Raw genomic sequence first — 21,354 nt, forward strand, 5'->3', positions numbered from 1 at the left:
TTATCTTCCCCGCAACTTCTCAATCAGAGGTGAAAGCAGGGACGACTTTTGCTTCTTGGTCTCGCTGCGGCCGGTCAGGCGCTGGGCGATCTGCAGGAACATCTCGATCGACTTGTGGTTGGCGGAGATCTCCGCGATCATCTGGCCGTTGTTGGCCGCCGAGCCGAAGATCTGCGGTTCGAACGGGATCGAGACGACCGGCTGGCTCTCGATTGCCTTGGCGAACTCCGCGGCGGCGATCTCGGGCCGTTTCGGCACGCCGACCTGGTTCAGGCAGTAGAGCGGCGGCCGGTCATTGGGGCGGGCGGCCTTCAATAGATCGAACAGGTTCTTGGTATTGCGCAGATTGGCGAGGTCCGGGGCGGCCACGATCAGGATGTCGTCCGCCCCGATCAAGGCGCGCTTGGTCCAGCCCGACCATTGATGCGGAACGTCGAGCACGATGCAGGGCATGGTGGAGCGCAGCGTGTCGAATACGGCATCGAAAGCGTCAGTGCCGAAATCATAGACCCGGTCGAGCGTCGCAGGCGCCGCCAGCAGGCTGAGATGGTCGGTGCATTTCGACAGCAGGCGGTCGATGAACGCGGTGTCGACGCGGTCAGGCGAGAACACGGCGTCGGCGATACCCTGCGGCGGATCCTGGTTGTAGTCGAGCCCGGCCGTGCCGAAGGCGAGGTCGAGATCGGCGACGACGGCGTCCATCGCGAGGTCTCGCGCGATCGCCCACGCGACGTTGTGCGAGATTGTCGAAGCCCCGACGCCACCCTTGGCTCCGACCACGGCGATGATGCGGCCGACTGCCTTGGCTTCGGGGGCCGAGAACAGGTTGCAGATCGAGCGTACGACGTCGATCGCGCCGACTGGCGCGAGCACGTAATCGCTGACGCCGCGGCGCACCAGCTCGCGATAGAGCGTGACGTCGTTGATGCGGCCGATCACCACCACGCGGGTGCCGGCATCGCAGACAGTGGCGAGCTGGTCGAGTCCGCCCAGCAGGTCGTTGCGACCGTCGCTCTCGAGCACGATCACGTTCGGCGTGGGAGCCGAGCGGTAGGCTTCGATCGCGGCCGCCATGCCGCCCATCTGGATCTTCAGGTGAGCCTTGCCGAGACGGCGATCCTCGCCGGCCGACTGCACCGCGGCGGCCGTCTCCACGGTTTCGCAGAAGGCCTGAACCGAGACGCGCGGCGCGGGCGCAATATGCTCCTCGACCGGCGGAGGAGCTGCTGCCGGCTGCTCTTCGTGTGTCTGGCGCGCGTAACTGATCATTTGCCGGTGTCGCTGAGTTTGGCCCTGTCGGCCTCGGGATAGGTGGTCGCCGTCGTCGTTCCCTTGCGATACTTCTCGAACCCGGTGATGCGCCGCGGCGTGTATGACGGAGTTTCGGGCCGCGGCTGCTCAAGATCCGACGGATTGTCGACCATGGCCGCGAGGTTGCGCTGATAAGCGCAGCCGTAATTGTAGTAGTCCTTGTTCTCGAACCAGCGCTTGTTCTTCATCGAGGGTCCGATGTCTTCCGGCCACAGGCCGCAGGGACCGGCGACTGCGGCAATCCTGGAATAGGTGAGCCGGATCGGGGGGAGGAAGCGCTTGTCTTGCGGCTGGTAGGGGTGAAGGCTGACGCCGCGCGGCGGAACGCCTGCCGCCGCCAGCATCGCCTGGATCTCACGCATCGTATCGGCGACCGGGCGAGCATTGGGCGTATTGGAGGGCACGTCGATGCGAATCGCGCCGGTGCCTTCTTGCAACCACGCCGATGCCACGCCCATCACGTCAGCGCGTTGGGCCGCGGTTAATCCGCCGCGGGCATGACCCACGAAGACGACGATCGAGCGATTCTGCTCCTCGACCGCGATCGGATGGCGCTGCTTGTAGTCGTCGGGAATGGACGCCGTGAGGACTTCGTCGTGCTGGCAGCCCCCGACCGCGAGCGCGAGGCCGATGAGCGCGCCACCGAGGCTGATGGCGCGCTTGCGAAGCTGGGGTGGTCTCGTGATCATCGTGAAATCCCCGTTCCGCCTCAGTCGGTAATGAAGCCGTAGGTGCCGCGGTAGTTCTTGGCCGCTTCGGTCCGGCCCGGCACGCCGTAGATCCGGTTGATATTGCCGATCAGCTGCGCCTGCGGATCCGCAGGCGGGGCGAAGCCGTCATCCGGCCGCGACAGGTCTTTCGGCGCCACCGCGCGGACCACATAGGGCGTCACGATCACGACCAACTCGGTTGCATTGTTGACGAAGTCGCGGCTGCGGAACAGCGTGCCGAGGATCGGGAGCTGCATCAGCCCCGGCATTCCGTTGACAGCTTGCTTGGTCTGCTGCTGGATCAGGCCGGCCATCGCCATCGCGCCGCCGGACGGAATTTCCAGCGAAGTCTCTGCGCGGCGTGTCTTGATTGAGGGTACCGTCAGCGAGTTGACCGTGTTCGAGGTCACTGCCTGCGACAGCGTGATCGCATTCTCATTGGACAGTTCGGAGACCTCGGTCATCACCCGCAAGCTGATCTTGCCTTCGCTCAGGACCACAGGCGTAAAGTTGAGTGAGATGCCGAACTTCTTGAAGCTGATCTGAGTGGTACAGACGCGCGTGACGGGATCGCACGAATAACCTGCAGGCACCGGAAATTCGCCGCCGGCGAGGAAGGTGGCGGACTCTCCGGAGATCGCGGTCAGGTTCGGCTCGGCCAGCGTCCTGATCACGCCCGCGCTCTCCATCGCACGCAGGGTCGCCTGCACCGAAGGCGTCGCGCCGAAACTCGCAGTGAGATTGTTGCCATCCACCAGATTACGGCCGAGGGCCGTGAACGGGTTGGAGTTGCTGAAGCTCACCACCGATGTGCCGTAGTTGAGGTTGGCGGTGAGGTCGATACCGAGCTGCTTGACGATCGTACGCGCGACTTCGGCAACGGTCACCTTGAGCATGACTTGGTCGCGGCCGCGCACCACGATCGAGTTCACCACCTTGTCGACGCCGCCGGCCAGGCGCGCAGCGAGCTCGTTGGCCTGTTGCGCTTCCATAGGGTTGGCGGCCGTGCCGGACAGGACGATACCGTCGCCCAGGCCGTCGATCTGGATGTCTGAGTTGGGCAGAACCTGCTTCAGTGCGGCCCGCACGCCGTTGAGGTCGCGCTTCACCGCGATGTCGTAGGCCGCGATCTGCTGCCCGGCGGAATCGAAGAACACGATATTGGTCTGGCCGACCGCGGCGCCGATGATATAGGCGCGCTGTGCGGAGCGGACCACCGCATTGGCGATCTTGGGATCGGCGACCAGCACGTCCTTGATGTCGCGCGGCAGGTCGATCACGACCGACTTGCCGATGCCGAGCGAGAGGAAACGCGCGTTGATCTGGCCGTCCGCCGCGGCCTGCGGCACAGGGCGGTAATCGGCGGCGACCGCCGGGGCGATCGCCGGGTTGAGCGCCAGCGCGAGGGCGGCCGAAAACGACAGGGCGCGGACCAGTGAGGTCCGCATCGTCGCCGAATCTGCCCTGTATTTGATGTCGACTGTCTTCATCGTGCCTTAGCCGTCTGACTTGGAATGCCGTAGCGAATGATCGAGACACCGTCGCGCTTCTGCGCGGAGTCATCGAGCGTGATCTCGCTCATCTTGACGTCGACGATGCTGCGCAGCGCCAGCGACAGCGTGCCGCTCTGACGAGCCGCGGAGAGCGTTGCGGTCTGCGCGGGATTGAGCTCGAGGGTGACGGTCTTGCCGATCACCGCGTTCTGCCCGTCCTTCTCCTTGGGTGCCTGGTCGATGGCCAGGACCCGGATATTGGCCAGGATGATCTCGGAGGTGACGATGTCGGGAGCGCCGCTGCTCTGATCCGGGTTCTTGAGCCGGCGGGTGAGCAGGACGTCGACGCGGTCGTTGGGCAGGATGAAGCCGCCCGCGCCGGTCTCCGGCGAGATCTCGGTCGAGATCGCCCGCATGCCGGTGGGCAGGATTGCCGCCATGAAGCCGGAACCTTCGGCCTTGACCAGCTTCTGGTCGCGGATCGGCTCACCCTGGATGAAGGGCGCGCGCGCGATCGAGCCGGTCACCTGGGTCGCACCGTCGGGGCGCTCGTTGCGTCGGATGAAGGTGGCGCTGGCGGTCGCGGTCGGCCAGGTCTGCCATTGCACGTCTTCGGGCTTCACGGTCTGGCCGAGGCCGATATCGTTCTTGGCCACAAGGACGTCGACGGTCGGCAGCTGCGCGACCGGAACCGGAGGCGGCGCAGAATTGTCGGAGCCGCTCGCCAGGTACGCGGCGACGCCGCCGGCGCAGATGGCGACCGTCAGGACGACAATGCGTGCCCTATTCATACGCTTCAACTTTCCAACAATACGCCGCGACGCTGCCGCCGCCGTGATCGGCAGTTGACCAGCTATTCGTCAAAGCATGGTTAATGAGGCGTATCTAAATCGCCTTAACGCCGGGTTTACCCGGAGCGTTCAGCGCAGCGCGAGGCGAGCGAGGTCGATCGCCTTCACCCATTCGGTCTCCGGGTAGACCATCAGCGCGCTCAGCGCGAGCGCGATGCCGTAGGGAATGCCGCTCTCCTTGGCGTGCAGCCGTGCGAGCCAGGCCTGTCCTGCCAGCCCGTAAGGCAGCGGCCATTGCCGGAACTGCAGCAGGAGCAGCGTCAGCGCGCCGCCGAACAGCGAGGCGTAGAGCAGGAAGTTCATCAGATGTGGGAAGCCGAACCAGAGCGCCACGGAGGCAGCGACCTTGGCGTCGCCGCCGCCCACCCAGCCCATGGCGAAGCAGGTGAAGGCCACGACCAGAACGAGCGCACCGGCGCCGACATGACTCAGCATCTCGTAAGGTGCCATGCCCCCGGCGAGGGCGAGCGCGAAGAAGCCCGCCACCAGCGCCAGCGATACGCGGTTCGAGATCGTCATCGTGAAGAGATCGCTCGCGGCGGCGAACGCCATCAGGGCCGGGAAGAGCAGAAGGCGCGCAAGGTCGAGAATCATGGGCTGCGTCTTGAGGCCTGGGTTTGTCGCGGGAGCTGCTTCGGGCGATGCTAGCGCGCGATGCTAAACAAACCGACAACGGAGGCACGGGCGCGCCGGGGCCTCGGCCGACGAACGCGCTTTTCACCAGAAGCTGGCAATACGTGCGGCGAGCGCGACCGTCGCAACCAGCAGCGCAAGGCAGATCCAATAGACCGACGAGCCGGCCTGCGCCGCTTCCGCCTCGTGCGCCGCGACCGCGGCATCGGTTCTGAACTCGTGCAACGCCACTGGAACTCGCCGTCTTCAGAAAAACAAACGCCCCGGAGGTCCGGGGCTTTTGCCGTCGTTCGTGGACCCGCTTACTTCAGCGAGGTGCTGATCGAGCTGAACTTGGCGTTCAGCGTGGTGCCGAGATTGTTGACGACGGTGATGATGGCCAGCGCGATGCCGGCGGCGATCAGGCCGTATTCGATGGCGGTGGCGCCGGATTCATCCTTCGCGAAACGCGCAATCAAGTTCTTCATGAACAAAACTCCGTCTGGGTGGGGACCGCCTCGTTCGGCGCTGTCGTTGACGCGACGACCATGAGAGCCGAGCTCTTTCGGGAGAGTTAATTCGACCGGGTAATCCCACGTCCGGCGCGATGCTTTTGCCCAGAGTGAATTTCGCCTTAAGACGGCACCTGCAAATTCGTTGCGGTTCCGGATGCGCCGCCAACGCGGCGCGTGCTTCACCCTCCCTTAAATTTCGCGGAGTAGGCCTTAAGCTACAGCGGAATTCGCGGAGAGAGGCGACGATGTCGAGCCTGCCCATGCAAGTCGCCTTGATGCTCGGCGAGACCATCGTCAAGGTGATCCCGGTCACCTTGGTGCTCGCGGCGGTCTTCACCGTGCTGGAGCATTTCTGGGCCTGCAATCCCGGCGCGCCGTGGTGGCGCAAGCGGGAGATCGTCACCGACATCTGCTACTGGTTCTTCGTTCCGGTGTTCGCCCGCACCATGCGGATCGGGCTGCTGGTTGTCGGCGCCAGCGTCGTCTTCAACATCCACGACGCCGACGAGCTCATCGCCTTTTACGACAATGGCCACGGTCCGCTGGCGCAGCTGCCGCTGTGGCTGCAGGCCGTGCTGTTCCTGGTGCTGTCCGATTTCATGCTGTACTGGCTGCATCGGCTTTTCCACGACGGCGGCTTCTGGAAATATCACGCCATCCATCATTCGTCGGAGGAGATCGGCTGGATCTCCGCGGCGCGCTTCCATCCGGTCAATCTCTTGCTCGGGACGATCAGCGTCGACGTCGTGCTGCTGATGGCAGGCATCTCCCCGAACGTCATGGTTTGGGTCGGCCCGTTCACCACCTTCCACTCGGCCTTCGTGCACGCCAACCTGAACTGGACTTTCGGACCGTTCAAATACGTGCTGGCGACGCCGGTCTTCCATCGCTGGCACCACACCTCGCTCGAAGAGGGCGGCGACACCAATTTCGCCGGAACGTTCCCGATCTGGGACGTGCTGTTCGGCACCTTCCGCATGCCGGAGGGCAGGCTGCCACAGGATTACGGCAAGGACGAAGCGGCCATGCCCAAGGAGATCGGGGGCCAGCTCGCCTATCCGTTCCGGCACTAAAGCATAATCCGAAAAAGTGCGAAGCAGTTTTCCGGAAAGATCATGCGTAAACAACAACCTAAAGCGCGATGACGATTCATCCAAAACTCATCGCGCTTTAGGGGACGGGCCCCGCAAATGTCCGTCCGTTCAAACAATACGCGGCGAGTTTGCGGAACGTTCACGAATTAAAGGCAGGTTAGCCGGGTCGGGCACCGGCTCCGCTGTATTCGTCGCTTCTGCCGGTTTGTGACGTCCCGGGGGTAAGAGTATGCGTAAAGAAATGCTGCGCCGTCATGTGCGCGTCTGTGTTCTGGTTGCCGCTGCGGTGCTGGCCTCGCCGGCCGCCAGCCTTGCCGAGCCCGTCGCCGATACCATCGCCGTCAATGTCGACCAGGCCAAGCTGGTGCGGCTGCCCGGCAAGGTGGCGACCATCGTGGTCGGCAATCCCCTGATCGCCGACGTCACGCTCCAGCCCGGCGGCATGATCGTCGTGACCGGAAAGGGCTACGGGGCCACCAACTTCATCGCGCTCGACCGCGGCGGCGAGATTCTGGTGGACCGCCAGATCCAGGTCGAAGGTCCGAGCGACCGGCTCGTCACCGTCTATCGCGGGGTCGAGCGGGAGTCCTACAGTTGCGTGCCGCTTTGCCAGCGCCGCGTGACGCTCGGCGACAGCGACACCTATTTCAACAACGCGATGAGCCAGGCCGGTACGCTGAGCAGCAGCGCCAGCGGAGGTGCGGGTGCCGGCGCGGCTGCCAAGCCAAACTAGCCCACGGGCGGGCCTCGATCCCGCCAAGCCACTCGATTCGAGGGCGGCACCTCGTTGCATGCCGTGCTTCCTCCCGCTTGCGGGCGCTGGTTAACGCGGTGTTAACGGCGCGGTCCGCCGGAAGCGGATCGTCTGAAACACTTAGACAATCAGTTTCCGCTATTGAACGGGCAGATGAACGCCGGCCGCTGGGGAATTTGACGAGATGCCATCGCCTGCACCTACGAGGTTCACGCTCCGGAAAGCGCTGCTCCGGTTTCGCGGCAACCGCCGCGGCTCCGCAGCCGTCGAATTTGCGCTGGTCGCACCGATGTTCTTCGCGCTGCTGTTCGCGATCCTCGAGACGGCGCTCATGTTCTTCTCCAGCCAGGTGCTCGAGACCATCGCGCAGGACTCCGCGCGCGCGATTCTAACCGGCCAGGCTCAGGCGCAGGGCGGCTCGGTGGCGGCCTGCCAGTCCGCGCCCAACACGGTCGCTGCATGCGATCAGACGACGTTCAAGACCTTCGTCTGCAGCAAGATTCCGGCGCTGTTCGATTGCAGCAAGCTGTACGTCGACGTCGTCAGCACCAGCTCGTTCGGGACGCTCAGCCTCACCAATTTCGGCAATTCCTGCACCTTCAATCCCTCCGGCATGCAGTACAGTGCCGGAAGCTCCGGTCAGGTCGTCGTGGTGCGCCTGTTCTATCAATGGCCGCTCATCGTCACCGGCCTCGGCTACAACGCGGGATGCAGCAACAAGCGGCTGATGGTGGCGACGGTGGCGTTCAAGAACGAACCCTTCTGAGGCAGATGGATCTGGGCGGACCGATGCGGGCGATTGCGAACATCTGGAGGAATGCACGCGGCTCCGTGCGCGGCTTCGTCGCCGACAAGCGCGCCCTGGCGGCGACCGAATTCGCGATCATCGTACCGCTGATGCTGGTGATGTTCTTCGGCACCGTGGAATTTTCGTCCGCCGTGGCGATCGACCGCAAAATCACGTTGATCGCGCGGACATTGTCCGATTTGACCTCGCAGTCGACCACGCTCAACGATGCCGGCATGAAGGATACGTTCACGGCAAGCATCTCCGTCGTCATGCCTTACGACGCTGCGCTCGTGAAGGGCACGATCTCCCAGATCTACATCGACGCCAACAGCATCGCCAAGGTCCAGTGGAGCAGGGCCGGCACGATTGCGAGCGGCGCGACGCAAGCCACGCTTGCGACCTCGGCTCGGAACGCCGGCGACACGGTCACCACGATGATTCCCCCGGCACTCTTGATTCCGTCGAGCTATCTCATCCTGAGCGAAGCCAACTACACTTACACGCCGACCATCGGCTACGTGTTGAAGTCGAGCGTAACCCTGAGCGATCTCTCCTACACGCGGCCGCGTCAGGTCACCTGCGTGCCCTACAACAACGTGCCGTCGACGTGTTGAGATCTGTCAGCCGCCCGTGACATGAAAAAGGCCGTGCGTTGCGCACGGCCTTTTTGCTTTGGCTCGCTGATCGGGCCGGCGCCCGGCGGGCTCAGCCCGCAGCGCGCAGGTTGTCCGCCGCAGACTTGCCGGAACGGCGGTCGGCCACGATCTCGTAGGAGATCTTCTGGCCCTCGCGGAGCGAGCCGAGGCCGGCGCGCTCCACGGCGCTGATGTGAACGAACACGTCCTGGCCGCCATCGTCGGGCTGAATGAAGCCATAGCCCTTGGTTGCGTTAAACCACTTCACGGTTCCCATGCTCACGGGGGTAGTCCCTCTCAGATAACACTATGTCGGAGCCCGCTCGCGCGGGCAGGGTTAGATCGAATTTCTGGAAGGGTCGTCAGCGTGTCTGAACCGGCTGTACCGGTGGATGCCAATGTCGTCCGGCCGAAAATCGATTAATTCATTTTATCGGAAGCAACGGTTCGAAACAATCCGGACGCGCACGATTTTTTGATCCGCCGTGATGTCAACGGCGGATCACCTACCAGATCGGAATTCGAACCCGCGCCGCAGCCGACTAGCGGCGGCGGAATTGGCCGCCGCGCTGTCCGGGACGGGGCGGTCCGCCCGGCGTGCTGGGACGTTCGTCCTTGTGGCGGAAAATCAGCCGGCCCTTCTCGAGGTCATAGGGCGACATCTCCACGGTCACGCGGTCGCCCGCGAGCGTCTTGATGCGGTTCTTCTTCATCTTGCCGGCGGTATAGGCAACGATCTCGTGTCCGGCGTCGAGCTGCACGCGGTAGCGGGCATCGGGGAGGATTTCGGTGACCAGTCCTTCGAACTGGATCAGCTCTTCCTTAGCCATTGATATCTCCAGGTCGTGGACGGCTAGTGCGAATAGGGTTTGCGGTTCGGTTGGCTGTTTGGCCGACTCTGGCGGCGCAAAAAGGCAACGCCTTGTATCCCATCAGGGGTCCCGGCGCTATGCGCGGAACGCTGTTCCGGACGGTCGACAGGCGATGAATGCATCTTACCACCGGAGCGGCGGCGGCGAGAACCCTTGGAAGCATTCGGGCCACTGCCGGGCCGTCCGTCGGCATGCCTCGCCTCGGCGTGCCGGCCTTCACCGTGCCTGCCGTCGCCTTGCTTACCGGCACTATGGTGGCGCCCGTCGGCATGCCGTTCGTCGGCGCGACGTCCGTCACCGTGGCGTGCGCCTTGCGGGCGCTGGCCCGGACGACCGCCCGGCCGGCCCTGTCGTTGCTGCGACGGGGCGGGACCAGCATCGCGGCGGCCGGCGTCGGTGCGGTGGTCCTCCCGCGGCAGGGCGACGCGAATCAGCCGCTCGATGTCGCGCAGATAGCCGAGCTCCTCGCCGCCCGCGACCAGCGAGATTGCGGTGCCGTCGGCTCCGGCGCGCGCGGTGCGGCCGATGCGGTGGACGTAGGTCTCCGGCACGTTCGGCAGGTCGAAGTTGATGACGTGACTGATGCCGTCGACGTCGATGCCGCGGGCGGCGATGTCGGTGGCGACCAGGGTGCGGATCTCTCCCGAGCGGAACTGGGCCAGCGTGCGCTCGCGATGGTTCTGCGACTTGTTGCCGTGGATGGCGTTGGCGGCGATCCCGGCCTTGGCCAGCGTCTTCACCACCTTGTCGGCGCCGTGCTTGGTGCGGGTGAAGACCAGCGCGCGGTTGATCGCCTCGTCCTGCAGCAGCTTGGTCAGGAAGGCCGGCTTGGCCGCGAAGTCGACCTGCAGGATGCGCTGGTTGATCCGCTCGGCGGTCGAGGACACCGGGGTCACCGCGACACGGGCGGGGTCGCGCAACATGGAATCGGCGAGCTCGGCGATGTCCTTCGGCATGGTGGCCGAGAAGAACAGCGTCTGCCGCTTGATCGGCAGCTTGGCGACGATTTTGCGAATGTCGTTGATGAAGCCCATGTCGAGCATGCGGTCGGCTTCGTCGAGCACGAGGAACTCGACGCTTGAAAGCTTCAAGCCGTTGCTCTGCACGAGATCGAGCAGGCGGCCGGGGGTGGCGACCAGCACGTCGACGCCCTGCATCAGCGCGCGGACCTGGCGGCCCATCGGCACGCCGCCGATCGCGAGCGTCGAGGACAGGCGGATGTGGCGGCCGTAGGCGTTGAAGCTGTCGAGGATCTGCCCGGACAGCTCGCGGGTCGGCGACAGCACCAGCACGCGGGCGGTCTTGGGCTGCGGCTTGATGCGGTTCTCGAGCAGACGATGCAGGATCGGCAGCGCGAAGGACGCGGTCTTGCCGGTACCGGTCTGGGCGATGCCGACGACGTCGCGGCCGGTCAATGCCAGCGGGATGGTTTGGGCCTGGATCGGAGTGGGGGTGACGTAATTCTCTTCACGAAGAGCGCGCGCGATGGGTTCGGCGAGGCCGAAGTCCTGAAACGAAGTCAAAAGAGGGGTTCTTTCCATGTCAAAAGCGAACGCCCGGCGCATCAGCGCGGCGCGCGCAAAAGGGTGTCGAGAAGACACCTGCGTGTTTGGGGTGTCGGATGGCTTGGATGATATGGGGCAAGCCAGAGGCCCGTAGAGGGCTTAAGAACACGCGGCTCGCTACGACCCCTTGATTCGCAAGAGGTCTCGGACGCTCATATGGAACATCGAGGGCGCGCTTTCAAGGCACTTGCCTCCGAAACAGCGGGTGCGATGCAAAAATACTGCTGCCAGAAATTTAGCCAGAATTGGCGATTTGCTTAGAAAGTAGTCTGACTGCCGCTTTCGCATACATTTATGTTGCCTACGATTTAGGCTGCAAGTCTGCGGAGAAACTTCGATTTCTGTCAATTAGTTTTGTAAATTCAATAAGTTGATGGGTGCTCAGCCCATGGCATGGTTCTTGCGATTCCGTTAACCGCAGGCGGCCGTGGGGCCGTTTCGCAGCGTTTTTCACGTCTGCGTCAGGGAGATGAGGCACTCATGTTTAACAAATCCACTCACGATATAGCGGCGTCATTTAGCCGCCGCGGCGTGCTCGCTGCGACCGCCGGACTGATGCTCGGTCTGGCTTCATTGACTGGCGCAAAGGCCGCCGACGACACCATCAAGGTGGGTGTACTCCACTCCCTGTCCGGCACCATGGCAATCAGCGAAACCACGCTGAAGGACACCATCCTCTTCCTGATCGACGAGCAGAACAAGAAGGGCGGCGTGCTCGGCAAGAAGCTGGAAGCCGTCGTCGTCGATCCCGCATCGAACTGGCCGCTGTTCGCCGAAAAGGCGCGCGAGCTGATCACCAAGAACAAGGTCTCGGTCGTGTTCGGCTGCTGGACCTCGGTGTCGCGTAAGTCGGTGCTCCCGGTGTTCAAGGAGCTCAACAGCATCCTGTTCTACCCCGTGCAATACGAGGGTGAGGAGAGCGAGCGTAACGTGTTCTACACGGGGGCTGCGCCGAACCAGCAGGCGATCCCTGCCGTCGACTACCTCATGAAGGACGAGAAGGTGAAGCGCTGGGTGCTCGCGGGCACCGACTACGTCTATCCGCGCACCACCAACAAGATCCTGGAGGCCTATCTGAAGTCCAAGGGCGTCGCCCAGGAAGACATCATGATCAACTACACGCCGTTCGGTCATTCCGACTGGCAGACGATCGTGGCCGACATCAAGAAGTTCGGCTCGGCCGGCAAGAAGACCGCGGTGGTCTCGACCATCAACGGCGACGCCAACGTTCCCTTCTACAAGGAGCTCGGCAACCAGGGCATCAAGGCCAAGGACATCCCGGTGGTGGCGTTCTCGGTGGGTGAGGAAGAGCTCGCCGGCATCGACACCAAGCCGCTGGTCGGCCACCTCGCCGCCTGGAACTACTTCCAGTCGATCAAGTCGCCGGAGAACGAGAAGTTCATCAAGGCGTGGCAGGCCTACACCAAGAATCCGAAGCGCGTGACCAACGATCCGATGGAAGCGCACGTGATCGGCTTCGACATGTGGGTCAAGGCGGTCGAGAAGGTGAAGTCGACCGATCCCGACAAGGTCATCGACGCTCTCCCGGGCATCGAAGCCAAGAACCTGACCGGCGGCACCTCCAAGATGCTCCCGAACCACCATATCACCAAGCCGGTGTTCATCGGCGAGATCAAGGGCAACGGCCAGTTCGACGTGGTCTGGAAGACCCCGAGCCTCGTCCCCGGCGACGCCTGGTCGAAGGAGCTCGACGGCTCCAAGGACCTGATCGGCGACTGGGTCGGCAAGAAGTGCGGTAACTTCAACACCAAGTCCAACAAGTGCCTCGGCTCGGGCTCCTGATCCCGATCTGACGCTCCATTGCAAGACCGGAGAGGGCGGCGATCCCGCCGCCTTCTCCACTCATTTCTGCCGGGGTCATTCACAGTGCCAGCCCATTTGTCCGCTCGTCTCTGTTCGCTTGCACTCTCGTTGTTCCTGATTGCGTTCGCGCTGCCGGCCTTCGCCGGTCCGTTCGAGGATGCGGTCGCCAAATTCGCCAACGATGATTTTTCCGACACGGAAGAAGCGATCGGTGTGATCGCGGGCAGCGGCAGCAAGCTGGCTTTTCCCATCATCAATGCGCTCCAGGACGGCCGTCTCATGGCCGATCCCGACAGCAAGAAGGTCTACGTCACCGGTGCCGACGGCAAGTCGATCGACGCTGCGACCGGGGAGGCTGTCGCCAGCGTTCCCGACAGTGCGAGCGCGGTTCGCCTCAACAACCGCCTGCGTCGCAGCGTCGACGCCGCACTCGGGAGCCTAACGCTGCAGTCTCCGGATCTGGGAACGCGCCTGCAAGCCGCGCAGTCCGTCTTCAAGTCGCACGAGGAGACCGCTCTCGAGGCGGTCGATGCCGCGCTTGCCAAGGAAGCCAACAAATCCGTCAAGGCGGCGCTCACTGAGGCCCGAGCCGCGATCCTGCTGTTCAAGTCCGACGCCACCGAGGTCGAGAAGCTCGAAGCGGTCGCAACCCTCAAGGCGCGGGGCGACCAGGATGCGCTGGCGCTGCTCACCGGAATGGGCGACCAGCCGGCCTCGGTCACCAAGGCCGCCGCGAGCGCGATCGGCTCGATCCAGAATTCGCTCGCGGTCTGGTCGATGGTGCAGAATGCCTGGTACGGCCTCTCGCTCGGCTCGGTGCTGCTGCTCGCCGCGATCGGGCTCGCCATCACATTCGGCGTGATGGGCGTCATCAACATGGCGCACGGCGAGATGGTGATGATCGGGGCCTACACCACCTTCGTGGTGCAGGAGGTGATCCGCACCCGCTATCCCGGCCTGTTCGACTATTCGCTCTTGATCGCCGTGCCGCTCGCCTTCCTCGTCGCCGGCGCGATCGGCGTGCTGATCGAGCGCAGTATCATCCGCTTCCTCTACGGCCGCCCGCTCGAGACGCTGCTCGCGACCTGGGGCCTGTCGCTGGTGCTGCAGCAGGCGGTGCGCACCATGTTCGGCCCGACCAACCGCGAGGTCGGCAACCCCTCCTGGATGAGCGGCGCGTTCGAGCTCGGCCAGATCACCATCACCTATAACCGGCTCTGGATCCTTCTCTTCACGCTCGCCGTGTTCGCGATCCTGCTCGCGATGCTGCGCTACACCGCGCTGGGCCTCGAAATGCGCGCGGTGACGCAGAACCGCCGCATGGCGGCTTCCATGGGCATCGCCACCTCGCGCGTCGACGCGCTGACCTTCGGTCTCGGCTCGGGCATTGCCGGCATCGCCGGCGTGGCGCTGTCGCAGATCGACAATGTCAGCCCCAATCTCGGCCAGAGTTACATCATCGACAGTTTCATGGTCGTGGTGTTCGGCGGGGTCGGCAATCTCTGGGGCACGCTCGTCGGCGCCTTCACGCTCGGCATCGCCAACAAATTCCTGGAGCCGGTCGCCGGTGCCGTGCTCGGCAAGATCGCCATCCTGGTCCTCATCATCCTGTTCATTCAAAAGCGGCCGCGCGGCCTGTTCGCGCTCAAGGGCCGTGCGGTGGAAGCATGACCCCTCACATGCTGACGCGATCGCTGGACCGCAGCGCGACGATCTTCCTTGCCGTCGTCGCGGCCTGCGGCATCCTCATTCCGCTCTCCAACCTGCTGCTTCCCGCGGGCTCGATCCTGCAGGTGCCGACCTATCTCGTCGCGCTCTGGGGCAAGTATGTCTGCTACGCCATCCTGGCGCTGTCGATCGACCTGATCTGGGGCTATTGCGGCATCCTCTCGCTCGGACACGGCGCCTTCTTCGCGCTCGGCGGCTACGCCATGGGCATGTACCTGATGCGGCAGATCGGCACCCGCGGCGTCTACGGCAATCCGATCCTGCCCGACTTCATGGTGTTCCTGAACTGGGAGAAGCTGCCCTGGTACTGGTACGGCTTCGACATGTTCTGGTTCGCGGCGCTGATGGTGCTGGTCGTACCGGGCCTGCTCGCCTTCTGCTTCGGCTGGCTCGCCTTCCGCTCACGTGTCACCGGCGTTTATCTGTCGATCATCACGCAGGCGATGACCTACGCGCTGCTGCTCGCCTTCTTCCGCAACGACTTTGGTTTCGGCGGCAATAACGGCCTGACCGACTTCAAGGACATCCTGGGCTTCAACGTCCAGGCGGAGGGGACGCGCGCCGCGTTGTTCGCGCTGAGCTGTCTGGCGCTGATCATCGGCTTCCTGATCTGCCGCGCCATCGTCTCCTCCAAGCTCGGCAAGGTCTTGATTGCCGTGCGCGACGCGGAATCGCGCACGCGCTTCCTCGGCTACCGCGTCGAATCCTACAAGCTGTTCGTGTTCACGGTGTCGGCCTGCATGGCCGGCGTTGCCGGCGCGCTCTACGTGCCGCAGGTCGGCATCATCAACCCGAGCGAATTCGCGCCGGGCAATTCGATCGAGGCGGTGATCTGGGTCGCGGTCGGCGGCCGCGGCACGCTGGTCGGCGCGGCGCTCGGCGCCGTCGTCGTCAACTACGCCAAGACGTTCTTCACCTCGGGCGTGCTCGCGCCGTACTGGCTGTTCATGCTGGGCGCATTGTTCATCCTGGTGACGCTGCTGCTGCCCAAGGGCATCGTCGGCACCTTCAATGCCTGGTGGGATCAGTCGAAGGAAAAACGCACCCCCGCGACTTCCGTGAGCGCCGCGGCCGAAGACGGCGTCACCGAACCCAAGATGGCGGAGTAAGCGGTCATGAACGTCATGGACACCCGCGCGACCTCCGCGATGCTCTATCTGGATGGCGTGCACGTCTCCTTCGACGGCTTCCACGCCATCAACAATCTGTCGCTGACGCTCGAGCCCGGCGAGATGCGCGCCATCATCGGCCCGAACGGCGCCGGCAAGACCACGATGATGGACATCATCACCGGCAAGACCAAGCCGGATGAAGGCACCGTGCTGTTCGACGGCGTCACCGACCTGACGCGCCTCGACGAGACCCGCATCGCCGAGCTCGGCATCGGCCGCAAGTTCCAGAAGCCGACCGTGTTCGAGAGCCAGACCGTGCAGGACAACCTCCTGCTGGCGCTCAATGTCGACCATTCGGTCCGCGGCACGCTGTTCTGGCGCGGCAGCAAGGCGGAGGCCGAACGCATCGACAAGGTGCTGGAGACGATCCGCCTCACCGAGGCTCGCAATCGTCTCGCCGGCAGCCTCAGCCACGGCCAGAAGCAATGGCTGGAGATCGGCATGCTGCTGGCGCAGGATCCGAAACTGCTGCTGGTCGACGAGCCCGTCGCGGGAATGACCGACGTCGAGACGCATCTCACCGCCGAGCTGCTGAAGGAAATCAACAAGACCCACACCGTCATGGTGGTCGAGCACGACATGACCTTCGTGCGCGAGCTCGGCGTCAAGGTCACCTGCCTGCACGAAGGCACGGTGCTCGCGGAAGGGACCATCGACCAGGTCTCGTCCAACGAGAGGGTCATCGAAGTGTATTTGGGAAGGTAGCGAATGGCGAATAGGGAATGGCGAATGGACTGGCCGCTTCTCCTATTCGCTACTCGCCATTCGCTATTCGCCCGCAAAGGTGTTTCCGATGCTTGAAGTGAAAGACATCAACCTGTTTTACGGTGCTGCCCAGGCGCTGCGCGGCGTCTCGATCTCGGCCGAGCCCGGCAAGGTCACGTGCGTGCTCGGACGTAACGGCGTCGGCAAGACCTCGCTCCTGCGCGCAATGGTCGGGCAATATCCGATCTCGTCGGGCGCAATCGTGTTCGACGGCAGCGATATCACCGGCCTCAAGCCGTACGAGCGGGCGCGCAAGGGCATCGGCTTCGTGCCGCAGGGCCGCGAGATCTTCCCGTTGCTGACAGTCGAGGAGAACCTCAAGACCGGCTTCGGTCCGCTCAAGCGCGAGGACAAGCACATCCCCGACGATGTGTTCTCGCTGTTTCCGGTGCTGCAATCCATGCTGGGCCGGCGCGGCGGCGACCTCTCCGGCGGCCAGCAGCAGCAGCTCGCGATCGGCCGCGCGCTGGTGATGCGGCCGAAACTACTTTTGCTCGACGAGCCCACCGAAGGCATCCAGCCCTCGATCATCAAGGACATCGGCCGCGCCATTTCGTATCTGCGCAACCTCGGCAACATCGCCATCGTGCTGGTCGAACAATATCTCGACTTTGCCTGCGAACTCGGCGACAGTTTCGCGGTGATGGATCGCGGCGCGGTGAAGTTCACCTGCGACCGCTCCAATCTCGATCCGGGCGAGATCAGCCGCCAGATGGCGCTGTAAGCCGGAACAGACCTGCCGCGACCGGTTGGGGGAGACGGATGCGCAGCGAATTGTCAGCCACGTCCACGCTGTTCGAGGCCAACCGTGCCCGTGGCACCGTGCGCTTCGACGTGCATGCGCGCGACGGGGTGACACGGCGCGGCACCTTGCATGAATCCGGTTCGCTCCGCGTCCGCTTTCCCTCGCCGGAAGATCAGGGTCTGTCCGGCGTGTTCGTCAACACGGCGGGCGGTGTTGCCGGCGGCGATCGCTTCGACATCGAGATAGCGGCGGCGGATGCAGCGCGTCTGACCCTGACCACGGCGGCCGCCGAAAAAGTCTATCGCACGCCCGGAGCGGCAGCGCAGCTCAACATCGCCTTGAAGGTCGGCGCGGGCGCGCATCTTGCCTGGCTGCCCCAGGAGACGATTCTGTTCGACCGTGCCCGCGTCCAGCGCCGCTTCGACATCGATCTCGACGAGGCGGCCTCGCTCCTGCTCTGCGAGATCGTCGTGTTCGGCCGCACCGCCATGGGCGAGCGGATGGAGCAGGGCGAGTTCGTCGACCGCTGGCGGCTACGCCGCGGCGGCAGACTGGTATTCGCAGAAACCGTCCGGCTCGACGGCGATATCGGTGCCAAGCTCGGCCGGTCCGCCGTCGCCAAAGGTGGCGCGGCGATCGGCACAGCCCTGATCGTGCCCGGCGACGAAGTCCTGGTCGAGCGCATCCGGGAGGCGTCGGAATCGTTCTCCGGCGAAGTCGGAATCTCGGCCTGGAATGGCTTTGCAATGGCGCGGTTCTGTGCCCAAGATGCGGCGCGCTTGCGCGCCGATATGATGACGGTGCTGGCGCGCACCGGTGCGGCCCTGCCGCGGCTCTGGCTGAACTAGACTGGTTGAATTGACGTGTTGAACGGAAGAGATGTCGCATGAATCTGTCTCCCCGCGAAAAGGACAAGCTTCTGATCTCGATGGCGGCGATCGTGGCCCGCCGCCGGCTGGACCGCGGCGTCAAGCTCAACCATCCCGAGGCGATCGCGATCATCTCCGACTTCATTCTGGAAGGCGCGCGTGACGGCCGCACCGTCGCCGAGCTGATGCAGTCAGGTGCGCAGGTGCTGACCCGCGACCAGGTGATGCCGGGCATTCCCGAGATGATTCACGACATCCAGGTCGAGGCGACTTTTCCTGATGGCACCAAGCTCGTCACCGTGCACGAGCCGATCAGGTAGGAGCAGAGCATGATCCCCGGCGAATTCTTCATCCAGGACGGCGAGATCGAGCTCAACGCCGGCCGCAAGACCGTGACGTTGACCGTGGCCAACACCGGCGACCGCCCGATCCAGGTTGGCTCGCACTACCATTTCTTCGAGACCAACCCCGCGCTGAAGTTCGACCGCAAGAAGGCGCGCGGCATGCGCCTCGACATCGCCGCCGGCACCGCCGTCCGTTTCGAACCCGGCCAGACCCGCGACGTCCAGCTCGTCGCCATGGCCGGCAAGAAGACGATCTACGGCTTCCGCGGCGATGTGATGGGGAAGCTGTGACCTCCGCAGGAACGAGCACGCCGCGGCATGGTTGAGGCGGAAACGGAGGTAATTTCCATGCTCTCGCCAATCCGCCTCGTCTCGGAAGCTGCCGAGCTCGCCGCGCAGCGCCATAACGGCATGGCGCGCAAGGGCCGCGGCAACGAGCCCTATATCAATCATCTCGCAGAGGTCGCGAACCTGCTCGCGACTGCGACCGACGGCGCCGATGCCGAGCTGGTCGCGGCCGGCTGGCTGCACGACACCATCGAGGACACCGACACCACGCGCGAGGAGCTCGCGCAGAGATTTTCCGATCGGGTCGCGTCCCTCGTTGCCGAGTGCACCGACGACATGAGCTTGCCGAAAGCGAAGCGGCGGCAGAAGCAGATCGAGGACGCGCCCCACAAATCGCCGGGCGCCAAGCTGATCAAGATCGCCGACAAGATCAGCAATACGGGCGCGCGCATTCAGACCGATCCGAATGCTGGGGAGCGCGAAGATCTCGCCGACTATATCGCCTGGGCCACGCAGGTCGTGGCGGGGTGCCGCGGCGGCAATGCGTGGCTCGACGAAAAATTCGATGACGCCGTGAAAGCAGCAAAGGCCTTGCTGTGACAAACCAGACATTCAATCGCAAACGGGGCTTGTGATGTCCGTCAAGATGAAGCGTTCCGTCTATGCCGACATGTTCGGTCCGACCACCGGCGACAAGGTGCGGCTGGCCGACACCGACCTCATCATCGAGGTCGAGAAGGATTTCACCACCTATGGCGAGGAGGTGAAGTTCGGCGGCGGCAAGGTGATCCGCGATGGCATGGGGCAGTCGCAGGTCACCAACAGGCAGGGCGCGGCCGATACCGTCATCACCAATGCGCTGATCGTGGACCATTGGGGCATCGTGAAGGCCGACGTCGCCATCAAGGACGGCATGATCTCGGCGATCGGCAAGGCCGGCAATCCCGACATCCAGCCTGGCGTTACCATCATCATCGGCCCCGGCACCGACGTGATTGCCGGCGAAGGCAAGATCCTCACCGCCGGCGGCTTCGACAGCCACATCCATTTCATCTGTCCGCAGCAGATCGAGCACGCGCTGATGTCAGGGGTCACCTCGATGCTGGGCGGAGGAACAGGACCGTCCCATGGCACTTTCGCGACCACCTGTACGCCGGGGCCCTGGCATATGGGGCGGATGATCCAGTCGTTCGACGCCTTCCCGGTCAATCTCGGCATTTCCGGCAAGGGCAACGCCTCGCGGCCCGCCGCGCTGGTCGAGATGATCAGGGCCGGCGCCTGTGCGCTGAAGCTGCACGAGGATTGGGGCACCACGCCGGCCGCGATCGACAATTGCCTGTCGGTCGCCGACGATCACGACATCCAGGTGATGATCCACACCGACACGCTGAACGAATCCGGCTTCGTCGAGGACACGATCAAGGCCTTCAAGGGACGCACCATCCACGCCTTCCACACCGAAGGCGCCGGCGGCGGCCATGCTCCTGACATCATCAAGGTCGCCGGCCTGAAGAACGTGCTGCCCTCGTCGACCAACCCGACGCGGCCGTTCACCCGCAACACCATCGACGAGCATCTGGACATGCTGATGGTGTGCCACCATCTGGATCCGTCCATCGCCGAAGATCTGGCGTTCGCCGAAAGCCGCATCCGCAAGGAGACGATCGCGGCCGAGGACATCCTCCACGACCTCGGCGCGCTCTCGATGATGTCCTCGGACTCGCAGGCCATGGGCCGCCTCGGCGAAGTCATCATCCGGACCTGGCAGACCGCGGACAAGATGAAAAAGCAGCGCGGGTCGCTGCCGCAGGACAAGGGCAAGGACAACGACAATTTCCGCGTCAAGCGCTACATCGCCAAGTACACCATCAATCCCGCCATCGCGCATGGCGTGTCGAAGCTGATCGGCTCGGTCGAGAAGGGCAAGATGGCCGATCTCGTGCTGTGGTCGCCGGCCTTCTTCGGCGTCAAGCCGGACTGCATCGTCAAGGGCGGCACCATCGTCGCGGCGCCCATGGGCGATCCCAACGCCTCGATCCCGACGCCGCAGCCGGTGCACTACCAGCCGATGTTCGGCGCGTTCGGCAAGGCACGTACGGCCTCCTCGGTGGTGTTCACTTCCAAGGCCGCGATCACCGGTGGCCTCGCGCGCAAGCTCGGCCTCGAGAAGAAGCTCTATGCCGTCCAGAACACCCGCGGCAAGATCTCCAAGAAGAGCATGATCCACAACGACGCGACGCCCGATATCGAGGTCGATCCGGAGACCTATGAAGTGCACGCCGATGGCGAGCTCCTGACCTGTGCTCCGGCGGAGGTGCTGCCGATGGCGCAGCGATATTTCATGTACTGAAATAGCGTCTCGACGCATGTCCCCGGCGGTGTCCGGGGACGGCTTTTTGCGGTTTTGCGTTCGGTCC

At 64.0% G+C, this 21,354-nt stretch carries 24 protein-coding genes; 14 read left to right on the plus strand and 10 right to left on the minus strand.

The genetic code is table 11. The features are described from left to right. The 7 genes from I6F21_RS10115 to I6F21_RS10145 form a co-directional block, all read right to left on the minus strand. Window positions 1–1,269: an AAA family ATPase gene (locus I6F21_RS10115; protein ID WP_035998070.1), complete on the minus strand. Its 1,269-nt coding sequence runs from the start codon at window positions 1,267–1,269 to the stop codon at window positions 1–3. After that, on the minus strand, window positions 1,266–2,000 hold the full coding sequence (locus tag I6F21_RS10120; RefSeq protein WP_035998073.1) for a CpaD family pilus assembly protein: 735 nt from the start codon (window positions 1,998–2,000) through the stop codon (window positions 1,266–1,268). The genes I6F21_RS10115 and I6F21_RS10120 overlap by 4 nt, the downstream gene beginning before the upstream one ends. Window positions 2,001–2,020: 20 nt before the next feature. Beyond that, the gene (locus I6F21_RS10125; protein WP_085971991.1) at window positions 2,021–3,511 is read right to left on the minus strand and encodes a type II and III secretion system protein family protein; all 1,491 of its coding nucleotides are present in this window, start codon (window positions 3,509–3,511) and stop codon (window positions 2,021–2,023) included. Beyond that, entirely contained in the window at window positions 3,508–4,305 is a 798-nt protein-coding gene (cpaB, locus tag I6F21_RS10130; RefSeq protein ID WP_036021604.1) for a Flp pilus assembly protein CpaB, read from the minus strand. Before cpaB ends, I6F21_RS10125 begins: the two co-directional genes overlap by 4 nt. Before the next feature lie 129 nt (window positions 4,306–4,434). Beyond that, the gene (locus I6F21_RS10135) at window positions 4,435–4,959 is read right to left on the minus strand and encodes a prepilin peptidase (protein WP_036021607.1); all 525 of its coding nucleotides are present in this window, start codon (window positions 4,957–4,959) and stop codon (window positions 4,435–4,437) included. 123 nt (window positions 4,960–5,082) lie between these two features. Next, window positions 5,083–5,223, minus strand: a complete 141-nt coding sequence (locus tag I6F21_RS10140) for a hypothetical protein (protein ID WP_162130831.1) — start codon at window positions 5,221–5,223, stop codon at window positions 5,083–5,085. Window positions 5,224–5,300: 77 nt separating this feature from the next. Further along, on the minus strand, window positions 5,301–5,465 hold the full coding sequence (locus I6F21_RS10145) for a Flp family type IVb pilin (protein WP_025033956.1): 165 nt from the start codon (window positions 5,463–5,465) through the stop codon (window positions 5,301–5,303). A 272-nt stretch (window positions 5,466–5,737) separates the two neighbouring features. On the opposite strand from I6F21_RS10145, the gene I6F21_RS10150 reads away from it, so the two are divergent. From I6F21_RS10150 to I6F21_RS10165, 4 genes are all read left to right on the plus strand, one after another. Then, window positions 5,738–6,565, plus strand: coding sequence for a sterol desaturase family protein (locus tag I6F21_RS10150; protein ID WP_036036840.1), 828 nt, complete (start codon window positions 5,738–5,740; stop codon window positions 6,563–6,565). A 250-nt stretch (window positions 6,566–6,815) separates the two neighbouring features. Then, complete coding sequence (locus tag I6F21_RS10155; RefSeq protein ID WP_035998084.1) at window positions 6,816–7,319, plus strand: pilus assembly protein N-terminal domain-containing protein; 504 nt, start codon at window positions 6,816–6,818, stop codon at window positions 7,317–7,319. A gap of 205 nt (window positions 7,320–7,524) precedes the next feature. Then, a complete protein-coding gene (locus I6F21_RS10160) occupies window positions 7,525–8,106 on the plus strand; it encodes a TadE/TadG family type IV pilus assembly protein (RefSeq protein ID WP_036021610.1) in 582 nt (193 codons plus the stop codon). Between the two features lie 23 nt (window positions 8,107–8,129). Beyond that, window positions 8,130–8,744 (plus strand): TadE/TadG family type IV pilus assembly protein, encoded by a 615-nt coding sequence (locus tag I6F21_RS10165; RefSeq protein WP_036036873.1) that lies wholly within the window; start codon window positions 8,130–8,132, stop codon window positions 8,742–8,744. 91 nt (window positions 8,745–8,835) lie between these two features. On the opposite strand, the gene I6F21_RS10170 is transcribed toward I6F21_RS10165, so the two are convergent. From I6F21_RS10170 to I6F21_RS10180, 3 genes are all read right to left on the minus strand, one after another. Beyond that, the gene (locus tag I6F21_RS10170; RefSeq protein ID WP_035998097.1) at window positions 8,836–9,048 is read right to left on the minus strand and encodes a cold-shock protein; all 213 of its coding nucleotides are present in this window, start codon (window positions 9,046–9,048) and stop codon (window positions 8,836–8,838) included. A gap of 259 nt (window positions 9,049–9,307) precedes the next feature. Next, complete coding sequence (infA, locus tag I6F21_RS10175) at window positions 9,308–9,595, minus strand: translation initiation factor IF-1 (protein ID WP_035998101.1); 288 nt, start codon at window positions 9,593–9,595, stop codon at window positions 9,308–9,310. Between the two features lie 23 nt (window positions 9,596–9,618). Further along, the gene (locus tag I6F21_RS10180; RefSeq protein ID WP_109142430.1) at window positions 9,619–11,202 is read right to left on the minus strand and encodes a DEAD/DEAH box helicase; all 1,584 of its coding nucleotides are present in this window, start codon (window positions 11,200–11,202) and stop codon (window positions 9,619–9,621) included. A gap of 480 nt (window positions 11,203–11,682) precedes the next feature. Here I6F21_RS10180 and urtA point away from each other — a divergent pair, with 480 nt between their 5' ends. The 10 genes from urtA (at window position 11,683) to ureC (ending at window position 21,287) form a co-directional block, all read left to right on the plus strand. Continuing rightward, window positions 11,683–13,005 carry an urea ABC transporter substrate-binding protein gene (gene urtA, locus I6F21_RS10185; RefSeq protein WP_035998103.1) on the plus strand — a complete coding sequence of 441 codons (1,323 nt, stop codon included), beginning with the start codon at window positions 11,683–11,685 and terminating at the stop codon, window positions 13,003–13,005. An 84-nt stretch (window positions 13,006–13,089) separates the two neighbouring features. After that, window positions 13,090–14,697 (plus strand): urea ABC transporter permease subunit UrtB, encoded by a 1,608-nt coding sequence (urtB, locus tag I6F21_RS10190; RefSeq protein ID WP_036036848.1) that lies wholly within the window; start codon window positions 13,090–13,092, stop codon window positions 14,695–14,697. Next, complete coding sequence (gene urtC, locus I6F21_RS10195; RefSeq protein WP_225183117.1) at window positions 14,694–15,863, plus strand: urea ABC transporter permease subunit UrtC; 1,170 nt, start codon at window positions 14,694–14,696, stop codon at window positions 15,861–15,863. Before urtB ends, urtC begins: the two co-directional genes overlap by 4 nt. A gap of 6 nt (window positions 15,864–15,869) precedes the next feature. After that, window positions 15,870–16,631 (plus strand): urea ABC transporter ATP-binding protein UrtD, encoded by a 762-nt coding sequence (gene urtD / locus I6F21_RS10200; protein WP_036021617.1) that lies wholly within the window; start codon window positions 15,870–15,872, stop codon window positions 16,629–16,631. An 88-nt stretch (window positions 16,632–16,719) separates the two neighbouring features. Beyond that, window positions 16,720–17,415: an urea ABC transporter ATP-binding subunit UrtE gene (urtE, locus tag I6F21_RS10205; RefSeq protein WP_036021619.1), complete on the plus strand. Its 696-nt coding sequence runs from the start codon at window positions 16,720–16,722 to the stop codon at window positions 17,413–17,415. Window positions 17,416–17,453: 38 nt separating this feature from the next. Then, window positions 17,454–18,284, plus strand: coding sequence for an urease accessory protein UreD (locus I6F21_RS10210; RefSeq protein WP_225183118.1), 831 nt, complete (start codon window positions 17,454–17,456; stop codon window positions 18,282–18,284). A 38-nt stretch (window positions 18,285–18,322) separates the two neighbouring features. Further along, entirely contained in the window at window positions 18,323–18,625 is a 303-nt protein-coding gene (locus I6F21_RS10215) for an urease subunit gamma (protein WP_007605424.1), read from the plus strand. Window positions 18,626–18,634: 9 nt separating this feature from the next. Next, a complete protein-coding gene (locus I6F21_RS10220; RefSeq protein WP_225183119.1) occupies window positions 18,635–18,940 on the plus strand; it encodes an urease subunit beta in 306 nt (101 codons plus the stop codon). Window positions 18,941–18,997: 57 nt separating this feature from the next. Further along, window positions 18,998–19,537 carry an HD domain-containing protein gene (locus I6F21_RS10225; protein WP_035998123.1) on the plus strand — a complete coding sequence of 180 codons (540 nt, stop codon included), beginning with the start codon at window positions 18,998–19,000 and terminating at the stop codon, window positions 19,535–19,537. A 34-nt stretch (window positions 19,538–19,571) separates the two neighbouring features. Continuing rightward, on the plus strand, window positions 19,572–21,287 hold the full coding sequence (ureC, locus tag I6F21_RS10230) for an urease subunit alpha (protein ID WP_225183120.1): 1,716 nt from the start codon (window positions 19,572–19,574) through the stop codon (window positions 21,285–21,287). The last annotated feature ends 67 nt before the right edge of the window (window positions 21,288–21,354 follow it).

The organism is Bradyrhizobium sp. NBAIM03 (genome assembly GCF_020194055.1).
GTDB classification, from domain to species: Bacteria; Pseudomonadota; Alphaproteobacteria; order Rhizobiales; family Xanthobacteraceae; genus Bradyrhizobium; species Bradyrhizobium yuanmingense.